The 21,078-nt window shown below is 60.4% G+C and carries 21 protein-coding genes; 13 read left to right on the top strand and 8 right to left on the bottom strand.

Translation table 11 applies throughout. From position 1 onward, the window contains the following. Positions 1-92: 92 nt before the first annotated feature. The gene (locus tag ACK509_RS11910) at positions 93-941 is read right to left on the bottom strand and encodes a TatD family hydrolase (RefSeq protein WP_410766757.1); all 849 of its coding nucleotides are present in this window, start codon (positions 939-941) and stop codon (positions 93-95) included. A 65-nt stretch (positions 942-1,006) separates the two neighbouring features. Continuing rightward, the gene (locus ACK509_RS11905) at positions 1,007-1,480 is read right to left on the bottom strand and encodes an NYN domain-containing protein (RefSeq protein ID WP_410766756.1); all 474 of its coding nucleotides are present in this window, start codon (positions 1,478-1,480) and stop codon (positions 1,007-1,009) included. A 225-nt stretch (positions 1,481-1,705) separates the two neighbouring features. Between ACK509_RS11905 and ACK509_RS11900 the strand changes: the two genes are divergently transcribed. The 3 genes from ACK509_RS11900 (at position 1,706) to ACK509_RS11890 (ending at position 5,087) form a co-directional block, all read left to right on the top strand. Continuing rightward, positions 1,706-3,268, top strand: coding sequence for a S8 family peptidase (locus ACK509_RS11900; protein ID WP_410766755.1), 1,563 nt, complete (start codon positions 1,706-1,708; stop codon positions 3,266-3,268). 121 nt (positions 3,269-3,389) lie between these two features. Further along, positions 3,390-4,685, top strand: coding sequence for a RimK family alpha-L-glutamate ligase (locus ACK509_RS11895; RefSeq protein ID WP_410766754.1), 1,296 nt, complete (start codon positions 3,390-3,392; stop codon positions 4,683-4,685). Between the two features lie 129 nt (positions 4,686-4,814). Next, positions 4,815-5,087, top strand: a complete 273-nt coding sequence (locus ACK509_RS11890) for a hypothetical protein (protein ID WP_410766753.1) — start codon at positions 4,815-4,817, stop codon at positions 5,085-5,087. An 18-nt stretch (positions 5,088-5,105) separates the two neighbouring features. On the opposite strand, the gene tuf is transcribed toward ACK509_RS11890, so the two are convergent. After that, a complete protein-coding gene (gene tuf / locus ACK509_RS11885; RefSeq protein ID WP_410766752.1) occupies positions 5,106-6,368 on the bottom strand; it encodes a translation elongation factor EF-1 subunit alpha in 1,263 nt (420 codons plus the stop codon). A 430-nt stretch (positions 6,369-6,798) separates the two neighbouring features. On the opposite strand from tuf, the gene ACK509_RS11880 reads away from it, so the two are divergent. From ACK509_RS11880 to gcvPB, 6 genes are all read left to right on the top strand, one after another. Next, positions 6,799-7,083 carry a hypothetical protein gene (locus ACK509_RS11880; RefSeq protein ID WP_410766751.1) on the top strand — a complete coding sequence of 95 codons (285 nt, stop codon included), beginning with the start codon at positions 6,799-6,801 and terminating at the stop codon, positions 7,081-7,083. Positions 7,084-7,479: 396 nt separating this feature from the next. Next, positions 7,480-7,803 carry a hypothetical protein gene (locus ACK509_RS11875; protein WP_410766750.1) on the top strand — a complete coding sequence of 108 codons (324 nt, stop codon included), beginning with the start codon at positions 7,480-7,482 and terminating at the stop codon, positions 7,801-7,803. Between the two features lie 475 nt (positions 7,804-8,278). Further along, positions 8,279-9,370: a glycine cleavage system aminomethyltransferase GcvT gene (gene gcvT, locus ACK509_RS11870; RefSeq protein WP_410766749.1), complete on the top strand. Its 1,092-nt coding sequence runs from the start codon at positions 8,279-8,281 to the stop codon at positions 9,368-9,370. Then, positions 9,370-9,750 (top strand): glycine cleavage system protein GcvH, encoded by a 381-nt coding sequence (gcvH, locus tag ACK509_RS11865; RefSeq protein WP_410766748.1) that lies wholly within the window; start codon positions 9,370-9,372, stop codon positions 9,748-9,750. The genes gcvT and gcvH overlap by 1 nt, the downstream gene beginning before the upstream one ends. A 1-nt stretch (position 9,751) precedes the next feature. Further along, complete coding sequence (gcvPA, locus tag ACK509_RS11860; protein ID WP_410766747.1) at positions 9,752-11,095, top strand: aminomethyl-transferring glycine dehydrogenase subunit GcvPA; 1,344 nt, start codon at positions 9,752-9,754, stop codon at positions 11,093-11,095. A gap of 1 nt (position 11,096) precedes the next feature. After that, a complete protein-coding gene (gene gcvPB, locus ACK509_RS11855) occupies positions 11,097-12,518 on the top strand; it encodes an aminomethyl-transferring glycine dehydrogenase subunit GcvPB (protein WP_410766746.1) in 1,422 nt (473 codons plus the stop codon). 19 nt (positions 12,519-12,537) lie between these two features. On the opposite strand, the gene ACK509_RS11850 is transcribed toward gcvPB, so the two are convergent. Next, positions 12,538-12,708 (bottom strand): hypothetical protein, encoded by a 171-nt coding sequence (locus ACK509_RS11850; protein ID WP_410766745.1) that lies wholly within the window; start codon positions 12,706-12,708, stop codon positions 12,538-12,540. A 171-nt stretch (positions 12,709-12,879) separates the two neighbouring features. Between ACK509_RS11850 and ACK509_RS11845 the strand changes: the two genes are divergently transcribed. The 4 genes from ACK509_RS11845 to ACK509_RS11830 all read left to right on the top strand — a co-directional run bounded on the left by ACK509_RS11845 (position 12,880) and on the right by ACK509_RS11830 (position 16,830). Then, positions 12,880-13,329 (top strand): hypothetical protein, encoded by a 450-nt coding sequence (locus ACK509_RS11845; RefSeq protein ID WP_410766744.1) that lies wholly within the window; start codon positions 12,880-12,882, stop codon positions 13,327-13,329. A 5-nt stretch (positions 13,330-13,334) separates the two neighbouring features. Further along, positions 13,335-13,757, top strand: a complete 423-nt coding sequence (locus tag ACK509_RS11840; protein WP_410766743.1) for a hypothetical protein — start codon at positions 13,335-13,337, stop codon at positions 13,755-13,757. A gap of 83 nt (positions 13,758-13,840) precedes the next feature. Next, positions 13,841-15,241, top strand: coding sequence for an aryl-sulfate sulfotransferase (locus ACK509_RS11835; protein ID WP_410766742.1), 1,401 nt, complete (start codon positions 13,841-13,843; stop codon positions 15,239-15,241). Beyond that, positions 15,238-16,830, top strand: coding sequence for an ArnT family glycosyltransferase (locus tag ACK509_RS11830; RefSeq protein ID WP_410766741.1), 1,593 nt, complete (start codon positions 15,238-15,240; stop codon positions 16,828-16,830). Before ACK509_RS11835 ends, ACK509_RS11830 begins: the two co-directional genes overlap by 4 nt. A gap of 17 nt (positions 16,831-16,847) precedes the next feature. Here the strand turns inward: ACK509_RS11830 and ACK509_RS11825 are convergent, their stop codons facing one another. The 4 genes from ACK509_RS11825 to ACK509_RS11810 form a co-directional block, all read right to left on the bottom strand. Beyond that, a complete protein-coding gene (locus tag ACK509_RS11825; protein WP_410766740.1) occupies positions 16,848-17,972 on the bottom strand; it encodes a hypothetical protein in 1,125 nt (374 codons plus the stop codon). 159 nt (positions 17,973-18,131) lie between these two features. Next, positions 18,132-19,130, bottom strand: coding sequence for a metal ABC transporter permease (locus ACK509_RS11820; RefSeq protein WP_410766739.1), 999 nt, complete (start codon positions 19,128-19,130; stop codon positions 18,132-18,134). Then, positions 19,127-19,870, bottom strand: a complete 744-nt coding sequence (locus ACK509_RS11815; protein WP_410766738.1) for a metal ABC transporter ATP-binding protein — start codon at positions 19,868-19,870, stop codon at positions 19,127-19,129. Before ACK509_RS11815 ends, ACK509_RS11820 begins: the two co-directional genes overlap by 4 nt. Then, positions 19,867-20,955: a metal ABC transporter substrate-binding protein gene (locus ACK509_RS11810; RefSeq protein WP_410766737.1), complete on the bottom strand. Its 1,089-nt coding sequence runs from the start codon at positions 20,953-20,955 to the stop codon at positions 19,867-19,869. Before ACK509_RS11810 ends, ACK509_RS11815 begins: the two co-directional genes overlap by 4 nt. Positions 20,956-21,078 lie beyond the last annotated feature (123 nt).

Raw genomic sequence — 21,078 nt, 5'->3', positions numbered from 1 at the left:
CTCAAATGCCTTTCTTATCTCTGGTTGAAATCATGCCACTGACAGGCGTGCGGGCGTGTGGCGAAGAACAAACGAGGGGCTCGGATGTCCTGCTATCGGTCGAGCGTCGCTTCGGTGTCGATATCGTACACGTGGGCGGGCGTTTCGACGTGTGCATTTCGAACCGCATCGCTGTGGCCCTCTTCGAGAAGCCAATCGACGCGCCGGGGGACGGTCTTCGGACCCATCACCGCGCCGGGTCGGTCCGGATCGTCGATGAAGTCGGTCTCCATGAGGAACGGCTTTTCGCGCGCGACGGCCTCACGGAGTCGGTCTTTGTCGCTCATCACACTCGGGGTACCACCGGTGAGGTGTCCTTGCGCGTAGTGCTTGACGACGCGCTGTTCGGGAACGCCGCGTTCGGCCGCCCACTCGGTGACGTCCGAGAGGTCCGTCGTCGATTCGGTGTGGAGTTGGAGCGCGCAGTCGTGTTCGGCCGCGAGGTCCAACCCATGTCTGAGGACGGCGTTCGAGGCATCCCACACCGCGTCGGTCACGTCGTAGTGTGGGCGACCGGATTTGAGTGCCAACGCCTCACCAGATTCGACGTACTCGGCGGCGGCAGAGAGACCATCGCACATCAGGTCGCGGGCGTCTTCGGGGTCGTAGCCGCGGTCATCGACGAGTTTCGAGACGAGTCCGGGGTGGACACCCAAGACCGGCCACGCGCGTCCATCGAGGAGTTCGGAGGCTTCGCGGACGACGCCGATGGTCGTCTCGAACGTCGGTCGGAAGTCCTCGCGCGACTCGACCTCGTGGCCGAGCAACCACGACGGTTTGTTGACGACGAGCAGATGCGTGCCCCCGCTTCGCGCGAAGTCCTTGACGGCCTCCAGACCCCGTCCGTGGTCTGGGTCGAGGTGGAGGTGGTTGTCGAGAACCGGTGTATCGAACTCCTGCATGTGCGCAGGGTGCGCCCGTGAGGAAAAAAGCGAACCGTTCTGCTACTCGCTGGTCGTCCGTTCGGCTACTCGTCGCTCGTCACTTCGTCGAGCGTCATCGCGTGCGTGGCGGCGTTTTGGAGGGCATCGGAGCGGCCGTAACTCCCCGGTGCGAGTGCGACCGTCTTGAGACCGTACTCGTTGGCGACTTCCAGTGCGGGCTTGAAATCGGTGTCCCGTGAGGCGATGACGATGGCGTCGGCGAGGCCTTCGATGGCGTATCTGGTCATGTCGATAGCGAGTTTCACGTCAACGTCGCCGCTGGTGATGACGACTTCGAAGCCACGTGCTTCGGCCGCCTGAATCAGTCCGGGCGTCGCATGTTCGTCGAGATACAGTCGAGTTGCGCTCATCTGCCCGCCGAGTGCCCGTGCCGCCTCACGGATGTCGTCGAGGTCGACGTCGAACTCGTCGCGGAGGACGTTCGGTCCGTCCACGAAGAGCGCGACGCGGTCCGAAGGGGCGGCACCGGGACCGAATAGCCGGCGCAAGAGGTCCATACTGTGTGTGAATGCGTGCCGGGTAAATCTGTGCTGGTTCGAATCCACAGACCTGCCCGTGAGCGAGCCTTCGACTGCGTGTTGCGAGCGCACTTGTGTGAGTCTCTCTCACTCGATTTTTGATAATCTGAATAAATATCCGATAAATATTCCAAACATATTGTGAAATCTGAATTTCAGTCAAGCGAACCAATATCTACCACACATCCGAAGCCGTGAATGCCCATGGCAGGCACTCCAAACTTCGAACGACGAACGTTCATGAAACTCGCCGCCGCCGCAGGGCTGGCCAGTACGGCTGGCATCACGGCGGCGACGCCCGGACGGTCCCCCGGGCCGAAAGAAGACGAGATCCTCGTTGGCGTCTCGAACGCAGCAGCGGGTCCCCGAAAGGCAGTCGAACAACACGTCCCCAGTAGTGCGGAGATTGTTCACGAGAACAAGACGCTGAGCTACGTGGCGGTTAAGTTCCCGTCGTCGGCTCCTGACGTCGCCCGCGAGAGCTTCATCGCGGCGATTACGAAACAAGCGGACGTGAAGTATGCCGAGCGGAACCTCACCCACGAAGCCCTCTATACGGCAAACGACCCACAGTACGGAAACCAATACGCACCCCAGCAGGTGAACGCAGACGTGGCGTGGGATACGACCCTCGGCAGTTCGAGCGTGACGATTGCAGTCGTCGATCAGGGTATCAAGTACGACCACCCTGACCTCTCAGCACAGTTCGGAACCGACACCGGGTACGACTTCGTCGATGCCGACGACGACCCGTATCCAGACGTTCTCGCGGACGAATACCACGGAACCCACGTTGCAGGTATCGCAGCAGGAACGACAGACAACAACGAGGGCATCGGAGGAATCAGCAACTCGACACTCCTCTCCGGGCGTGCCCTCTCCGAGGAAGGAACCGGTTCGACCAGCGACATCGCAGACGCAGTCGAGTGGGCCGCAGACCAAGGCGCAGACGTCATCAACCTCTCACTCGGTGGCGGTGGCTACACCTCCACGATGAAGAATGCCGTCTCGTATGCGACTCAACAGGGGTCGCTCGTCGTCGCCGCCGCAGGCAACGACGGAATGGGCCAAGTGTCCTATCCCGCGGCGTACAGCGAATGTGTCGCTGTCTCCGCGCTCGACCCCGACGAGTCGCTCGCGTCGTACTCTAACTACGGGTCGGAAATCGACCTCGCAGCACCGGGAACCAACGTACTCTCGTGCTGGACGACGAGTACCGAGTACGAGACCATCTCGGGTACGTCGATGGCGACGCCAGTTGTCTCCGGCGTCGCTGGACTCGCACTCGCGGTGTACGACCTCTCACCGTCCGACCTTCGGTCGCACCTGAAGGCCACGGCAGTCGATGTCGGCCTCTCGTCCAGCCAGCAAGGTTCCGGGCGCGTCGATGCCGCAAACGCCGTCGAAACCCAACCGGGTAGTGGTGGTGGCGGTGGCGGTAGTGGCGAAGAGACGACGACCAGCGTGGACGACTCGCTCTCGAACTCTGCGGACTCCGACTGTTGGACCTACGCGTGGGAGTACAGCTCGCCGTCGCAGGTCGTCATCGACCTGTCCGGTCCATCGAGCGCCGACTTCGACCTGTACGCGAACGAAGGTTCGGGCACGTGTCCATCCACGTCCTTCTTCGACTACCGGTCGTGGACGACCAGCAGCACGGAGCAAATCGTCATCGACAACCCCGACACGTCGGCAGACCTGTCGGTGTTAGTCGATAGCTACAGCGGAAGCGGAAGCTACACGCTGACGATTACCGAGAAGCAGTAAGCGACCGAGAAACAGCAATCAACCAACGAGCGATACACGACCGAGAACCAGTACGCGCGCCTGACTCTCGGGTTTTTTGAGACCACGACGAACTGATAGCGTCTGCTGACGTACTACTACCATGGACGGGGAGAAGACAGACGTGACGGTCGGAATCCTCGGGTTTCACGACAGCCGAGAGACGAAGGCAATCAGTAACGCCATCCGCGAGTTGGGCCACACTCCCATATGGCTTCACGAGGACGTCGTCGGTATCGACGTCTCACCGGATGGCGTGATGCTCGAACCCGACGTGGACGTCGTCGTCAATCGACTTCTCCTCTCGAAGTCGCGGATGCCGCTCGAAGACCTCTCGATTGCGAGTTGCTACGCCGCCGTTCGCCCGGTTCTCAACGACCCTCGGAACGTCCTCTTTGCAGTCCACAAACAGGCGACTGCGGCCAGTCTCGCCGCCGAAGGCGTTCCCGTCCCACGTGCGTACCTCTCGACGAGTGAAGCCAAACTCAACGAGACTCGCCCTGAGTTCGGTCATCCAGTCGTCTACAAGACCGCTGTGGGGACGAACGGTGGGGGGACGTGGCTCATCGACGACGACCGACAACTCTCGGGAATCGTCGATGACAAACGGACGTTCCTCCAGTCGTATCTCGAAATCGAAAAACGACATCGTGACCTGCGCGTCTATGTCGTCGGCGACGAAATCATCGGTGCGATGTACCGCTATGCACCCGAAGGTGACTGGCGAACGAACGTCGCACTCGGTGGCGACGTCGAAGACGCAACGGACGACCTGACACCGGAGGCCGCAGACGCCGCACTGGGTGCGACTCGGGCGCTCGGACTCGACTACGCTGGCGTCGACCTCATCGAAGGCGACGATGGGTGGGTGGTTCTCGAGGTCAATCCGACCGCGGGATTCCGTGGACTGTACCGGGCAACAGGCCGGTCTCCTGCGGTCTACATCGCAAAGTTAGCCATCGAGCGAGTCGGTGGTTTCGTGGACGAATCACTCGTCGAACGACTCCAATACGTCCTCGATGGGCGGCCCCCGGAGGACGCCCCTTCGAAGCTCAAAGGCGATAAAACACCGGTCGTGGGCTACACCGAGCGGGTCGTCGTCACCGGTGCGAGTGACTCAAAGACCGTTCTCGCCCACCTCGACACCGGGAGCAAAACGACGAGTATCGACCCCGAGGTTGCGGTCGAAATCGGGGCTGAGCCACCGGCACTCGTCGCAGGCGAGGATGTTGCCCCACGAGTTGCGATTGTCGTCGAACTCGGCGGCCTTCGCCACACAGTCACCGCGACGCTCGACGACGACACCGAAGCGGATGCACCGGTTCGAATCGGGCGAGACGTACTCAGAAATTACTACATCGATGTCCACCGACCGCTCCAGGATGTGGCATCTGTCTAGCGTCGATTCGTCAATAAAATCAACTAGCTAAACTGTCTTTATCTCACCCGTTTCGGATTATTCTTTAATTTATTCGTGTTTTTGTAACTCAACCTTGGGTTTATCACTGTTAGCTTCCCACATAGTTGTGTGTCCCACCAAACAGCAACAGCAGAACCAGAAACGTACACCGTCGTAAGCGAGGTGAACGACCACGGGGCCGCGACACTCCGTGGTGAAAACGGTTCGACGTACCACGTAACGTCGTACGAAAACCCGGCACTTCGGACGTTCTTAGAAGAGTGTCGGACCACCGACCGCGTCCGCTTGGAGATGGAGCGTGCAGGCGTCCGGGCGAACGTGTGGCACGTGACCGGACTCTATCCGGGGGCGGACAGCGACGCTCCGGTGCAGATTCGATAAAAATCGGTTTTAGAAGCCTTATTCGTAGACTTCGAGGACTTTACCTGCCGCGATAGTCTGACCCATATCGCGGATTGCGAAGCTACCCAACTCGGCAATCTCCGAGGATGGCTCGATGCTGAGCGGTTTCTGTGGGCGCAATGTGACGATAGCGGCGTCACCGGCTTTGATGAAGTCTGGGTTCTCTTCTGCGACCTCACCCGACGAGGGGTCGAGTTTCTGGTCGATAGATTCGAACGTACACGCGACTTGCGAGGTGTGCGCGTGGATGACCGGCGTGTAGCCCGCGGTGATGACCGACGGGTGCTGCATGACGACGATTTGCGCCTTGAACGTCTTTGCAACAGATGGCGGGTCGTCGGCGGGGCCGCACACGTCGCCGCGGCGGATGTCGTCCTTACCGACGCCGCGGACGTTGAAGCCGATGTTGTCGCCGGGGCCTGCCTCACCGACTTCCTCGTGGTGCATCTCGATGGTCTTGACTTCACCGCCAGCGTCGGAGGGCATGAAGACGACGTTGTCGCCTTTCTTCACGATGCCAGTTTCGACGCGTCCGACCGGAACTGTTCCGATACCGGAGATAGTGTAGACGTCCTGAATCGGAATTCGAAGCGGGGCGTCTGTCGGCGGCGACGGTTCAGGCAGGTTGTTGAGCGCCTCGAGTACTGTCGGGCCGTCGAACCACGACATGTTGTCGGAGTGTTCGGAGATGTTGTCCCCCTCGAACGCCGAGATGGGGATAAAGCGCGCATCGTCGCTGTCGAAGCGCACCTGTCCGAGGAGTTGCTGGACTTCTTCTTTGACTTGCTTGTAGGTGTCTTCGCTGTAATCGACGACGTCCATCTTGTTGACGGCGATGATGAGCGTCTCGATGCCGAGCGTACGGGCGAGGAAGACGTGTTCGCGGGTCTGCGGGGCGACACCGTCGTCGGCGGCGACGACGAGAATCGCGTGGTCGGCCTGCGAGGCACCCGTAATCATGTTCTTCACGAAGTCGCGGTGACCGGGGGTGTCCACGATAGTGAAGTAGTACTTGTCCGTGTCGAACCGCTGGTGGGCGATGTCGATGGTCACCCCACGCTCACGTTCTTCGGCGAGGTTGTCCATGACGTATGCGAACTCGAAGCCCGATTTGCCCTTGGACGCAGCCTCTTCACGGTGCTGTTCGATGATGTGTTCCGGTACACTCCCTGTCTCGAACAGTAATCGGCCAACGAGTGTCGATTTCCCGTGGTCGACGTGTCCGATAATAGCGAGATTCTGGTGTGGTTTGTCTGCCATAGGGTATCAGGGCGATGTTCGCCCAGTTTGGTAGGATATGACACGCAAGCGTATATCCTTTTTTGCGAGACACAGACCTCAAAAAGCACGAATTCAGGAGAATTAGTATGTCAGTAAAAGTGTAGTGTCTGAATGGATACCACCGCAGTCCGCTGGCTTCGAGGCGAGCGTAAAACCGGCTACTGAGAAACGGAATAGAAGACAGTCGAGGAGGTCATCAAAGGCAATTAGAGCGTCCGCATCGCGGCTTGCATCTCTGCAAAGGTCGCCGTGCGGCGAACGGACGAGGAACGAGCTTCAGTGTCGCGGCCGGGAGTTTTCACAACTATCATAGTAACTATTTCGAGAGCATGGGTAATAAAGCTATCCCCGGCCGCGACGAACCAGCGACGGGAGAGCCTCTTTCTGGGTTCGGGGCGTAATCTCTGTAATGCGCTACGAGTCAGTCCTCGTCTCTCTTTCGCCGACAGAAGTCCGTGATAGGATTCGAAAGCGGGTCGAAGGCATCCAATCGTCGAAGGCTGACGACGGGTTCGAATTTCGGACGAATTCGGGGATTCTCGTCGGGAGCGTCTCGCCAGCAACCCTACCCGACGGGAGTGATGGGTCGCGTCTACGCTATCGGACGAGCATCCTCTCGGCGACTGCCGCGCACGCGAAACGAACCGGAACTGCTCTTCGAGACGCCGTCTCGTCCGCGCTCGTCACCGACTAATCGGAGTACTGTTTCACGCGCGCACCCCCGGTCAGTAGTAGAAAAAACCGACCGAGCCGACACCTGGAGCGGCCAGCGGGTATTCCTCAAGAAAGTCGATACCAACCCCGACATAGTGAATTTTCGAGCCTAAATTCTAGTCGTACTAGTATATATTAGGATTAGTTTATTCAGGAAATCCTGAGAGTCTAACGTATGGCCCCAACAGCCAAACCACTGTCCCGAACAGTGTTGACGATCACGATACTGGTCAGTCTCATCGCACCTGTAGGAGTAGTTGGGGCCTACGACGACTACAATAACGATGAGCAGTGTGACGAAGCGGACATCCCAGGACCAACCAAAGGATGCCCCGAAGAACGCGACTACTCAAGCTCGAGTAGCCAGTCTTCTGCAATGAACGGAGAACAATACTCATCAGAGGAAACCGGTGTCTGCGAAGCAGACGAACCCCTCGAACCCCCGAAAGCCAGTTTCACCACGACGCTCCAATGCGTTGAAGCGGCAGGCTGGTGGGTCGGCTGCGCTGGCTCAGGTGGTGTGGCATTCGTAGACTCCACAGCAGGACTCATGGTTCCAGCAGAGCCAATCACCTACTCAGCCACAGCATACACGTGTGGTGGAGCGATGGTCCAAACTGGCGAGTGCCACGCAAACTTAGCCAAAGACGCCGCAGAGTCCGCCGCAGAACAAGCAGGTGAACAACTCGCGTGCCAGTAAGCCCCTACTGACACACGCAGCTTTCAGACCACATTTTTCGTGCGATAGCCCGCGACCGCGACTTCGAGTCTTTATCACCGACTCCGTGACCGACTAACTCCAAGAGAGGGATGACCGACGCAACAACCCTATCGTGAGTATCGTTGCTGTCCCTGCAATCACTACCGCGAAATCTCATGAATGCCATCATGATGAAACACGTCTCTTGCCTGCAATTGGCTTCTGACAGTGTACTGCGAACCGTTGCCATTCAGGCGATTGAGAGTGACATTGCCATCTTTAGCACCAACAATTCATATCGCGGCAGAAAGTTTATCGAGTAAACACGCCACAAACCCACCAGTTCGCATAAACTGCCAATCTGTTACTCATGTATGTCTTTTTTCAGCCTCAAAAACCCAAATTTACTCACGGATGTGTACATCCACAGAGAACAGATACCAAAGCATTACTTACCGCAGTTCACAGTGCAGGTATGGGCCTTCGCAAGCCGCCGTTACATTCCGTCCACGACTCGCTGGGCGCGAAGTCCACGGCGTTCGGCGGATGGGACATGCCGGTGGAGTACGACTCCATCAAGGCAGAACACGCGGCCGTCCGCGAAGAGGTCGGCATCTTCGACGTTTCGCACATGAGCGAAATCGAGGTGTCCGGCCCGGACGCAACCGCGTTGATGCAACGCCTGACGACGAACGATGTGACGGCCCTCGAACCCGGTGACTCGCAGTACGCTGCGATCACCACCGACGAGGGAATCATCATCGATGACACCGTCGTCTACCGACTTCCCGACCGAGAACACCCTGTCTATCTCTTTATCCCGAACGCGGGTCACGACGAAGAGATGTACGACCGGTGGACCTCGTTCCGCGACCAGTGGGGTCTCGACGCGACTGTCGAAGACGTCACCGAAGAATGGGCGATGTTCGCCGTTCAGGGGCCGGACGCACTCGAAACCGTTTCGGAGACGACCGACGCGGACCTCGGCGACCTCTCGAAGTTCCAAGCGACGTTCGCTGACGTGGCTGGAATCGAGTGCTGGGTCGCTCGAACGGGATACACGGGCGAGGATGGGTTCGAAATCCTCTGTCCGTGGGACGACGCCGAAACCGTGTGGGAGTCGCTCGATGCGACCCCCTGTGGACTCGGCTGTCGCGACACCCTCAGATTAGAGATGGGATATCTGCTCTCCGGCGAGGATTTCGACCCCGAAGAGCAGCCTCGAACCCCGTACGAGGCCGGAATCGGCTTCGTCGTGAAGTTAGACACCGAATTCGTGGGCCGCGACGCCCTCGAACGACAGAAAGAAGAAGGGCTCGCCGAGAAATTCGTCGGCTTCACCCTTCTCGACCGGGGAATCCCCCGACACGGCTACGACATCGCAAATGAGAACGGCGACGTTATCGGCGTCGTAACTAGCGGGACGATGAGTCCGACGCTCTCGGAACCCATCGGCCTCGGTTACGTCCCCGTCGAGTACGCAGACAGTGACACGACCGTCACAATCCTCGTTCGTGGCCGCGAAAAGCGCGCACAGATAGTCACACCACCCTTTATTGACCAATAATGTTCGAAGTTCCAGACGACCGCAAGTACCTCGAATCGCACGAATGGACCACCACCGACGGCGACACCGTTCGCATCGGTATCACCGACTTCGCACAGGACGAACTGGGCGATGTCGTCTTCGTCGAACTCCCCGCCGAGGGCGACGAAGTAGACGCTGGCGAGGAGTTCGGCGTCGTCGAGAGTATCAAAGCCGTCTCCGACCTCTACTCGCCCGTGTCGGGCACCGTTTCGGCCGTCAACGAAGACCTGTTCGACGCACCCGAACTCGTCAACGACGACCCATTCGGCGACGGATGGATGCTCGAAATCGACCTGTCGAATTCCGACGAACTCGACGGACTCCTCTCTCCGGAAGAGTACCGCGAGCAGACGGAGTAAGATGACCGCAGGAAACGGACGGCGGGTCGGAAGCCCGTACGCACCCCACACCGACGCCGACGAGGCCGCGATGCTCGATGCAATCGGGGCCGAGAGTGCTGAAGACCTGTTCGACATCCCCGAGGACGTTCGCTTCGACGGTGAATTTGGCATCGAACCGACCGACGAGCAGGAACTCCGGCAGTCGATTGCAGACCTCTTTGCGAAGAACGACGACCTCGTGGAGTTCCTTGGACGCGGCCATCACGCACACTACGTGCCCTCGCTCGTCTCTGACCTCTCGCGTCGCTCGGAGTTCTTGACCTCCTACACGCAGTACCAACCCGAAATCACGCAGGGATTCCTGCAAGTCCTCTTCGAGTACCAGTCGATGCTGGTCGAACTCACGGGCCTGCCGGTTGCGAACTGTTCGATGTACGACGCGGCGACGGCACTCGCAGAGGCCGCACTCCTCGCAAACCGCCTGCGACGCGGTGCGAGCGGCCATCGCGTGCTCGTCCCAGAGCACATCCACGAAGGCCGACTCGGTGTCCTCGAGAACTACCTCGACGGCGCAGCGATGGAAATCGGCGAGTACCCGATGGACGACGGCGCGGTCGATATCGACGCCCTCGCCGACCTCGTGGACGACGAGACGGTGATGGTCTACGCCGAAAGCCCGACCGTTCGCGGCGTCATCGAGGAGAATCTCACCCAAATCGGCGACATCGCCCACGAGAACGAGGCGCTGTTCTGTCTCGGCAGCGACGTCGTCGCACTCGCACTGCTCGAAGAACCAGCGAGTGTCGGCGCGGACGTCGTTGTCGGCGAAGCAGGCGCACTCGGCCTCGGAACGGCATACGGCATGGGCCTCGGCATCTTCGCCACCCGCGAGAAGTTCCTGCGGCAGGTTCCGGGCCGTCTCGTCGGCGTTTCGGAAGATGCAGCCGACATGCGAGCCTTTACGCTCACCTTGCAGACGCGCGAACAGCACATCCGTAAGGAGCGTGCGACCTCGAACATCTGTACGAATCAGGCGTGGGTCGCCCTTCGAACGGCGATGCACATGGCGTGGCTCGGCCCGGACCGCCTCGTGAAGCTCGCGACGAGCGCCGTCACCGACGCCCGCGACCTTGCACAGCGATTAGACGACATCTCGGGGATTCAGGCGCCGGTCTACGGCCGACACCACTTCCGCGAGTTCGTCGCCCACACCGACCAGCCTGCACCCGCAATCGTCGAAGACTTGGCAGACCGTGGCTTTGCGGTCCACCTGCTCGACGACCACCACGTACAGGTGTGTGTATCGGACGTGAACGCCAACGCCGTGGACGACCTCGTCGCGGCCTTCGAGGAGGTGGCCTAAGATGGATTTCGACCAAGCGCGATACAGCCGAGACGACGTGTACGAACCGCTCCTGTCCGAAAAGGACAGCACCACCGTCGAAGTCGATTCCGAGGGTGTCCTCCCCGACGACCTGACGCGTGACGAACTCACGCTTCCGGGGCTCTCTGAGCCACAGCTCGCTCGGCACTACACGCGACTCTCGCAGATGAACTACAGCGTCGAGACGGGACCCTACCCGCTCGGGTCGTGTACGATGAAGTACAACCCCTCGTTTACCGAGGATGTCGCGGCCGACCCGAACGCCGCGGTTCACCCGGACCGTGCTGGAAGCACCGTACAGGGGTCGCTCGAACTGCTCTACGGCCTGCAAAACTACCTCGCCGACATCGGCGGCATGGACGCTGTCACGCTCCAACCGCCAGCAGGCGCAGCAGGTGAATTTGCAGGGATTCTCGTCGCCAAAGCGTACCACGAATCGCGTGACGACGACCGCTCGGAAATCATCATTCCCGCGTCGGCCCACGGGACGAACTTCGCCTCGGCCGCGATGGCGGGCTACGACGTGGTCGAACTCCCCTCTGACGAGGATGGCCGCGTCGATATGGAGGCGCTCGAAGCCGCCATCTCCGAGGAGACGGCGGCGCTCATGCTCACGAACCCGAACACCATCGGGTTGTTCGAGCGTGATATCGTCGAAATCGCCGAGATGGTCCACGACGCAGGCGGTCTGCTCTACTACGACGGCGCGAACCTCAACGCACTCCTTGGCCGCGCTCGCCCCGGCGACATGGGCTTCGACATCATGCACTACAACGTCCACAAGACGTTCGCCACCCCGCACGGCGGCGGTGGCCCCGGTGCTGGCCCAGTCGGTGTAGTCGAAGAGTTAGCAGAGTTCCTCCCGAGTCCGATGGTCCGCGAGAGCGATGCGGGCTACGAACTCTACGACCCCGAATCGTCGATTGGCAAGGTCCACGGCTTCGCCGGCAACTGGCTGGTGTTGGTCAAAGCCTACGCCTACATCGCCCGACTCGGCGACGAAGGCCTCGCAGACGCGAGTGCAAAAGCAGTGTTGAACGCCAACTACCTCGCCTCGCAGGTTGACTTGGAGGTTCCGTACGGGCCGTTCCACCACGAGTTCGCGGCGACCGCGGGCGACCGCGACGCCGCAGACGTGGCAAAACGCATGCTCGACTACGGCGTTCACCCGCCGACGACGAAGTGGCCCGAGATGGTCTCGGAAGCGATGCTCACCGAGCCAACAGAAGTCGAAGACAAAGCCTCGCTCGACGACCTCGCACACGCCTTCAACGAGGCCTACGCCGACTCAGACGAAGAGATAGAGTCTGCACCGTCGAAGACGAGTGCGCGCCGCATCGACCAGGTGTCGGCCGCACGCAACCCACGACTCTCGTGGCAGGCGCTCGGCGACGACGAATAGAACGAAAAATTTTCCTTTCTTAGGCTTCGGCGTAGGTTTCTACGTCGTCCGTGATGTGGATGTAACCGTAGTCGCATTCCGTGCAGTGCCACTTGGTTTTCGTGCCGAGGTGAACCTGCATGCTCGCGGCGAGGTAGAACGTGTCGTTGCCGCACACTGGGCACTCGCGTTCGATTTCGAGGTCGCTCATAGCAGCGAATCCGTGGTGGTTGTTGTTGAAGATATTGGTTCGTGGCTGGGGTTTTGAAGAGCAAATAAACCACATAGTGCGATATAGAATGTCGGGTTTGGGTGCAAACGCGGCGCTGACACGCAACGAGGCCCCAGAAGAGATTTACACCATCTCAGAGAGCCACGATTAATGGAATCGTTGACACGTCGGCATTTCCTCCAAGTCGGCGGTGTGGCACTGATGGGTGGCGTTGCTGGGTGTTCAAGCGCAGAAGAACCACCGCATCCAACCCTCGGCGAACTCGACGTCGTGAACTTCGATTCGACGTCGTACACGCTTCACGTGCTTCTCTTCCGTGCGGGCGATGCCGTGTACTGGGCCTCCGAACCAGTCAGCCCAGCAACGGACCACAGTCCCGGTGGAGCGACATTCGACGGCTACCCGACAGAGTCGATAGACGAACTCGTCGTCCGCCGCGACGACCAACCGAAACCCGAGTGGGAGCGATTCGACCTCACCGAATACGAAACCGACTGTCTCGGCTTCTCGATTCACATCGGCGACATCGACGGACGAACTCCGGGTGAGGTGTCGATTTGGAAGACGAGCAATCCCAGTGCGTGTGAACGAGACGAGTGACCACGATGGAACCACGAATCTTCCCGCTGACGCTCTTGGCGATTCCACTCGGCTACGTCCTCACAGTGTGGGCCGCGGTACGGCTCAATCGACGACTGGCAGCTCACTCACTCACAACGCGCTCAGTACTTGGGGCACTTCCTGCTGCGCTCGTCGGCGTAGTCGTCGCATTCGTCACCGCCCCAGCCACTGGCCTCGTTGCCGGATTCGCATACGCGGCGACGACGACCGCGTTGTGGGTCGGAATGGCAGTCCGTCGCAGAGTGTTCGTGGCGGCGGTTCCGACACTCGCCTGCCTGCTCGGAACGTGGCTCACAGCGGGAAACACTGCAACGGGTGTCGTCGCCGTCGTCGGCATCGCATCGCTTCCGGTTGTGCTTCTCGGCTATCGGTTAGCACCACCAGACTCGTCGCTCCAGTGCGAGTGAAACTCCCCAAACTAGCTGACTTTCTCTGTTATTAAAATGTTCCTTCAGAGTTAATAGCTCAAGTGATGAATGAAGAACAGTAAATGGTCGTTCCCCGCTGGACGGTCCGAGTGTTCCTCGTGGCGCTCATCCTACTTTCGGCCACAACTCTCGCCGTCGGATACGTCGAAGCTGAGCGTTCGAGTCAACAGGTGACTGGTGACCCGAGCGTCGAGCAAGCATTCCGGACAGGAGACAGAAGCCCAGTCGTCGACGAACGCAACGGAATCACCGTCGTCGGTACCGACTCGAACGCCTACATCGGCGACGAGAGCGACGGTGCCCGCGCGTTGGCCGAACTCGTCGCGTTCGCACCCGACGGGAGTATCTTCTACTACCAGAACGACCACACCCGCTACTGGGACGTCGACCCCGTCGAAGGCACCACCTCGACAATCGAGTTCGTCTACGCCGACCACCTCGATGCCAGTCAGTGCGGTGGCGAGACCGACTGTACCCGAAACGGCATCGAACGCGTCGATTTGATGACCGGCGAGCGAACCCACATTTACAGTCGCATCACTCCCGGCAAGCACTCCACGCGCTGGCACGACGTGGACCGCATCGACGAGGAACACCTCCTCGTCGCCGACATCTACCAAGACCGAGTGTTCGTCGTCAACACCACGAGCGAGATTATCGAGTGGGAATGGGACGCCCAGACCGACTACGACGTGGACGAGACCGGCGGGCCGTTCCCCTCGGACTGGACCCACCTCAACGACGTGGAGTACATCGAAATCGACGGTCGCCCCGTCGTGATGGTGAGTCTTCGAAATCAGGACCAAGTCGTCTTTATCGACATGGAACAGGGCCTGATGGAAGAGTGGACGCTCGGCAGCGAGGACGACTACGACATCCTCTACGAACAGCACAACCCCGACTTCATTCCCGAATCACAGGGCGGCCCGGCGGTCCTCGTCGCTGACTCTGAGAACGGGCGTGTCGTCGAGTACCAGCGCGACAACGGGTCGTGGGTGCAGTCGTGGACGTGGACGGACGAGCGGATGCGGTGGCCACGCGATGCCGACCGCCTGCCGAACGGAAACACGCTCATCACTGATTCGAACGGTGACCGCGTCCTCGAAGTTGCGCCGAACGGCAGCGTCGTGTGGTCCGCGACGATTGGCTTCCCCTACGAGGCAGAACGCCTCGAAACCGGCGACGAGAGTGCGAGCGGACGGAGCGCGGTGGCACTCGGTCTGCCCTCACAACGACTCTCGGACCTCGATACATCCGTGCAGACGAAAGTGACCCAGACACTTCCACCGAACATCGTCAACGCCATCTACTACGTGTTCCCGCGATGGGTCGGAACCACGGAACTGTTGGCCGTGTTCGTGCTTCTCACCACGCTGGTGGCGTGGGTCACGCTCGAATACCGGTGGACGGGCTATTCGGTCGGCCTTCGAATCCCGATTCGTCTGCGGAGGAAGCAATCGTGACCGTTCGAGACACCTCGGCACAGTCGCCGGTGGCGACGACGATTCGGTCGCTTGCGCACGCCGCACCTCTCACCTCGTCTGACCGCTACTGGCTACTGTTGGCGCTGCTTCCCGGATTCATCGCGGCGGGCATCTACCTCTTCGTGATGCCGTATCCGGGGTACGGGGCCGGGTTGTACGCGAAAATTGCACTGGAGATACAGGCGAACGGTTACCTCCTCCCAGAGCGGATTCCGGGCTATACGGTCGAAGGCGTTCCATTTGCGTATCCGCCGTTCCAATTCTACGTCCTCGCAGTACTCTTCGACCTCGGATTCAGCCCCATCGCAGTCGCCCGGTTCTTGCCTGCGATTGCCGTCATCGCGACGCAAATTCCGGTGTATCTCCTGACGCGCGATATGACCGATTCACGTCCGACAGCGGCGATTGCCACCGCGCTTGTGATGCTCCACCCGCAGGTGTTGCAGTGGCACATTTCGGCCGGTGGCGTCGTCCGGGCGTACGCGTTTCTCTACGCGCTGACAGCCATCTACGCGGGCTATCACGTCTTCACGACAGGCAACAGACGAGCGATGGTACTCGGTGCGGCCGCATTCGGGCTCACCGTCTTGTCCCATCCGACCTACATGCTGTTCGTCGTCGCCACCTACCTCCTCTTTTGGACCGTCTTGGACAGAAGTCTCCTCGGACTGGGACGCGGCGCACTCGTCGGCGTTGGTGGACTGGCTATTTCGGCCCCGTGGCTGTGGTGGGTCGTCCGGACACACGGACTCGACGTGTTCACTGCCGCAGCAGGAACGCACGGCGGAATCGGTGGCGGACTCGACGCAGTTGTCGCGTTTCTGACACCGTATCGGGTGATTATCCTCTCGGTGGTTGGTTATCTGGTCGTCCGACGCCAGTACCTACTCGTCGGCTGGCTGGTCGTCGTGACGGTACTGTTTCAACAACCCCGGTTTGCCTACACGGTCGCCGGTATCGCAATCGCAACCGCGCTCTACGACCTGATGATTCGTGCCCGCGTATTCAGCCGATTACAGGCGTTCAGCCTCGGTCGGATGGACCGCCGGGCAATCGGAACGGTACTGCTCCTCTTGGGCATCGCCGTCGGCGGCGTCTACGTCTCTTCGGAGTTCACAGACCAGTCGGCACCGTTGACGCCAGCGTTCATCGACGATTCGAGTGTCGAAGCCATGCAGTGGGTCAACCAAGAGACACCATCGGGTTCGACGTTCGTCGTCCTCGGCGACGCCGCCGAGTGGTTCCCCCTGATAGCAGACCGGGCGATACTCATCGGACCGTGGGGTGTCGAATGGGAAGGGGATGGTCCGTTCGAGCGGCAGATAACCGCCTACGAGACGAGTTCTGCCTGCCAAACTGCGACGTGTGTCGAACAGATTGCGGCCAGCGTCGGCGGTGCGCCCGACTACGTGTACGTCCCGCGCGGAAAGTACACGATTCGCGGCCACAGTACCGTGACCTTCGGGTCGCTCGAACGGTCGTTCGACACGTCACCGAAGTGGGAGCGCGCCTACGAGAACGACGAAGTAATCATCTATCGGGCGGTCACACCGCTGTTACAACTCTAGAACAGACGACCCCGACGTTAGACGAATCCGAGGAGCGACGCTGCGAGGGTAATCACCCACGCGACGAGTGCCGCCCTTCGCTGTCTACCGTCGTCGAGAGCGACGCCGTAGGCGAACGCCGCGAGGGAACTGGCGAGCGCGGCACGGTGAATCACGAGGTCGACCGAGACGTTCGAGACACCGAGTGCGTTCATGTCGAGGACGAACGCCGCCCCGAGTCCGAGGAACGCGAGTACTGCTGCCCGAATCGCTGGCATGTCGCGGGCGGCATATCGAGCAACCAGTGGCGGCCCTGCGACGAGTACCGGGTAGAGCAGTCCGGCGAATAGTTTCGGCGTGACGCCGGGGAACACGCCTTCGGCGGCGATACCCACGACTCTAACGCCCAAGGCGAGTGCGACGAGCGACAGCGGGAAGGCGATATCGTCGGTGTCCCACTGGGTTCGACTGGCGACTGGGAGTGCTGCGACGGCGATGAGTGCAGCGGGCGCGAGACCGACAACGGTCGTCCAGCCATCGCTTCCACCGCCCCGGTGACCGTGGTACACGCGGTCGACGTCACTCACGACGGGTTGCCGTCGAAGGTCGTTCTCGAGATACTGCGCGGCGGGCGCGACACCGGTCACAGTATGCCGAAGGCGATACCAATCCCAGTATTCGGTGTGGGGTTGGAACGCCGTCCAGTTTCCGGAGGGTGAGGGGTACGCGCGAAGGTGGACTCGGTTGCCGAGGTACGTCCCATCCGCGAGTTGGTACTCGGAATCGACCCACTTGCCACGGTCGTCGCGCTCGGACATGAGGTAGGTGTATCGCGTCGCGCCGTGGGCGGGGTGCCACCGCGAGGTATCGAAGACCGGTTCGTCGCCTTCGGTGGCGGTCCAGTTGAGCGACGAGGGTTCGGTGAGTAACTGTCGGGTGCGGTCGGTGTCACCGTGAACGATGACCGTGATTGCGAGTGTCCGCTCACCGGTCGAATGGTCTCGACTGGTGTAGGGCCAGACGTACGTCCCTTCGGTCGGTTGAACGAGACGGTCCTCGCTCGGGACGCCACTGTTGGCTGTGGTGTTCGGAGTGAGCGCCGCGCTCGTCAGCAGGCCCACCCCGAGGAGAACGGCCAGTACCACTGCCAGTCGATATCTCACAGGTCGGGGGTAGCTACCACCATATAAATATCTCTAGCTTCAGTTTGTTTCATTTACCAGAAATTCACGGAGAAAGCCTGTGTCTGCGAAATTCGATTCGGCGAGAGTGTTCTATCCGCCCGATTATCAGTAGAATTTCAACAATATTTTCGGCGTATCTTAGTCGGAGTTCGAGCGCGTTTCGGCGGCGTCGATACTCCCGATTTCGGGCGCTGCGTCCGACCCCACCTTCGACTGAATCTTGCCGACGATGACGGTGACGGCGTAGATTGCGACGGCGACGAGGACGATCACACCGCCCGCGGTGGCATCGCCGTAGTACGACGTTGCGATACCGAGGATAACCGCAAGTTCGGCGAGAACGACCGACACGAGCAGTGACTCGTTGAAACTGCGCGAGACTTGCGCGGCGGCGGCGACGGGAACGACGAGCATGGCGGCGACGAGAATCACGCCCATAATCTGCATCGCACCGACGACGACGAGCGCGGTCAGCATGACCATCACACGGTTGTACCACGTGACTGAGAGGCCGGAGACGGCCGCGGCGGTTTCGTCGAAGGTGACGTAGAGCAGTTGGTTGCGCGTGAGTGCGACCGTACCGACGATGATGGCGAACAGCACGAGCAAGATGGCGGCGTTCTCGGCAGAGACCGTCGAGAGGTTGCCGAAGAGGTACTGGTTGATACCGACCGCGAGACCGCCTGCGTTGATGCTGATGAGGACCGTCCCGAGCGCGAACCCGGTCGAGAGGACGATTGCCATCGATACGTCGTTGTAGGCGTCGGTCGCCTCCGAGATGAGTTCGATGAGCAGTGCGGCGATGATGGCCACGACGACGGCACTCAGGTAGGGTGAGACGCCGAAGTTTAATACGCCATTGAGGAACAACCCAATCGCAACCCCGGCGAACGCGGTGTGGGCGAGTGCGTCGCCGATGAGCGCGAGTTGCCGGTGGACGAGGAACGTCCCGATGAGCGGTGCCATCACACCGATGCACAGACCGACGAGGATGGCGCGGTGCATGAACTGGTACTGGAGGAGTTCGAGTCCAGTCGAATCGGCGAGGAAGAACATCACCTCGGACCAGAGCGCGAGGAGCCAATAGAGGGGTACGAGTACGGGGTCCAAGGCACTCTGCAACAAGAGCGCGTTCATTGGACGCCTCCAGCGAGGTTGACGGGCGTTCCGAAGGCTCTGCTCAAGGCGTTACTCTCGACGAAGTCGTCGGTCGGACCGTCGAAGTACACCTCGCGGTTGAGACAGACGATTCGGTCGGCGTGGTCGGTGACGGCGTGCAGGTCGTGTTCGATGAGGAGGATGGTGATTCCTTCCTCGTTGAGCGAACCAAGCAGGTCGTAGAAGGCTTCGACCGACTCGGCGTCGACGCCGACGGTCGGCTCGTCGAGGACGAGCAAGTCTGCTTCGCCCGCAAGTGCGCGGGCGATGAAGGCACGCTGGCGCTGGCCCCCAGAGAGTTGCGTCACACGGCGGTCTGCGAACGCGGTCATGCCGACGGTTTCGATGGCTTCGTCCACGATTTCGTTGTCTTCCTTCGAGAGACGGCCAAAGCCGACGTGTGGGAATCGACCCATCTTGACGACTTCGCGGACGGTAATCGGCATCTCCTTCGAGGCGCTGGCGTGCTGGGCGACGTAGCCGATTTTCGCACCCTCGTCGAAGGCGTGCGATGGCTGGCCGAACAGTCGTGCCGTGCCGGAATCCGGTCGAAGCAGGCCGAGGAGCAGTTTCATCAGCGTCGATTTCCCCGACCCGTTCGGGCCGACGATTGCGAGGTACTCTCCGGGGTCGACGCGAAGCGAGATGTCGGAAACCACGGGCGACGCGGTGTATCCGAACGTCACGTCCGAGAGTTCGATAATTGGCTGGTCGGTCATTCGAAGTTTCTCCACTGTTCGCCCCAGCCATCGGGGCCGACTTCGTCGGGCGATTTGTTCCCGAGGACGACCTCGAAGGTGGGCATGTTGATGTTGTACGCAATCTCCTCGTAGCCCCACCCCATCTCGACCCAGTCCTCTCGGACGCCTGCGTAGGGGGTGACAGGGTAGTAGGCTTCGACGCTCGTCTCGGCGAGGAGTTGCTCCGCCGGACGGCGGGTTTCGAAGACGGCCGCCCCGATGTACCTGATATCGTTCTCCTCGATGACGCGCTTTGCTTCGGTGATATCAGAGGGCGTGATGTCGCCGCTGGCGGCGAGGTTGACGACGAGCGGGCGCATCTCGACGCCGTAGCGAACGCCGATATATTGGAAGGCGTTGTGTGCGGCCAGTTGGACGACGTTGCGGTCGGCACTGTCGAAGATTTGCTGGTAGTCGCGGTCGATTCGGTCGAGAACTTCGGTCTTGTAGGTCTCGGCGTTCTCGCGGAAGGCGTCTTCGTGTTCGGGAGCGAGTTCGACGAAGCCCTCGGTGATGTTATCGACCGACTGCTTGGCGCGCTGGGGGTCGAGCCAAAAGTGCGGGTCTTGCCCTCGTCCTTCGCCGACGCCCTCTTCTTCGGGGTCTAAGCTTGCGGCGAGTTCGACGAGTTCGACGTCCTCGCGGACGTTGATGAGTTGGGTATCGATTTCGTCGTCTTTCAGCGTCTGAATCGCGCGGTCGGCCCACGGTTGGAACTTTTCGCCGACGTGGATGAACGCGTCTGCTTCGATGATTTCGCGCGTGATGCTGGCGTTCGGTTCCCAGCCGTGGCCGTGAAGCCCCGTCGGGATGAGGTTCTTGACCGTCAGCGGTGTGTCGGCGGCAACCTTGCGGGCGAAGTCGTAGAAGCTAAAGAAAGAAGCGACGACGACGGGACCGTCTTCGGTCGAGTTCGAGGTAGATTCAGCGTCCGTTTCGCCACCGTTCCCGCCGGATGCACTGCCGAGACAGCCAGCGAGACCAGATGCGAGGAGGCCTGCACCGGCGGCAAGGGCACGTCTTCGAGAGAGACGTGACGACTCAGTTCCGAGTTTCGTATTCATTCGTAGTGAAAACAGCGCTGGGAAAATATTTAGAAGTTATGTTCTAAACCATGAATTAGACTAGTCTAAATTTGACAGGCAAGCGGTTTGGTCGGCGGACGAATAGTGTGCCGATTGCAGTGT

The organism is Haloferax sp. DFSO60 (assembly GCF_046557615.1).
In the GTDB taxonomy this organism is placed as follows: Archaea; Halobacteriota; Halobacteria; order Halobacteriales; family Haloferacaceae; genus Haloferax.
The sequence above is the reverse complement of the archived record's forward strand: the minus strand, read 5'-3'. Positions and strand labels throughout refer to the sequence as shown.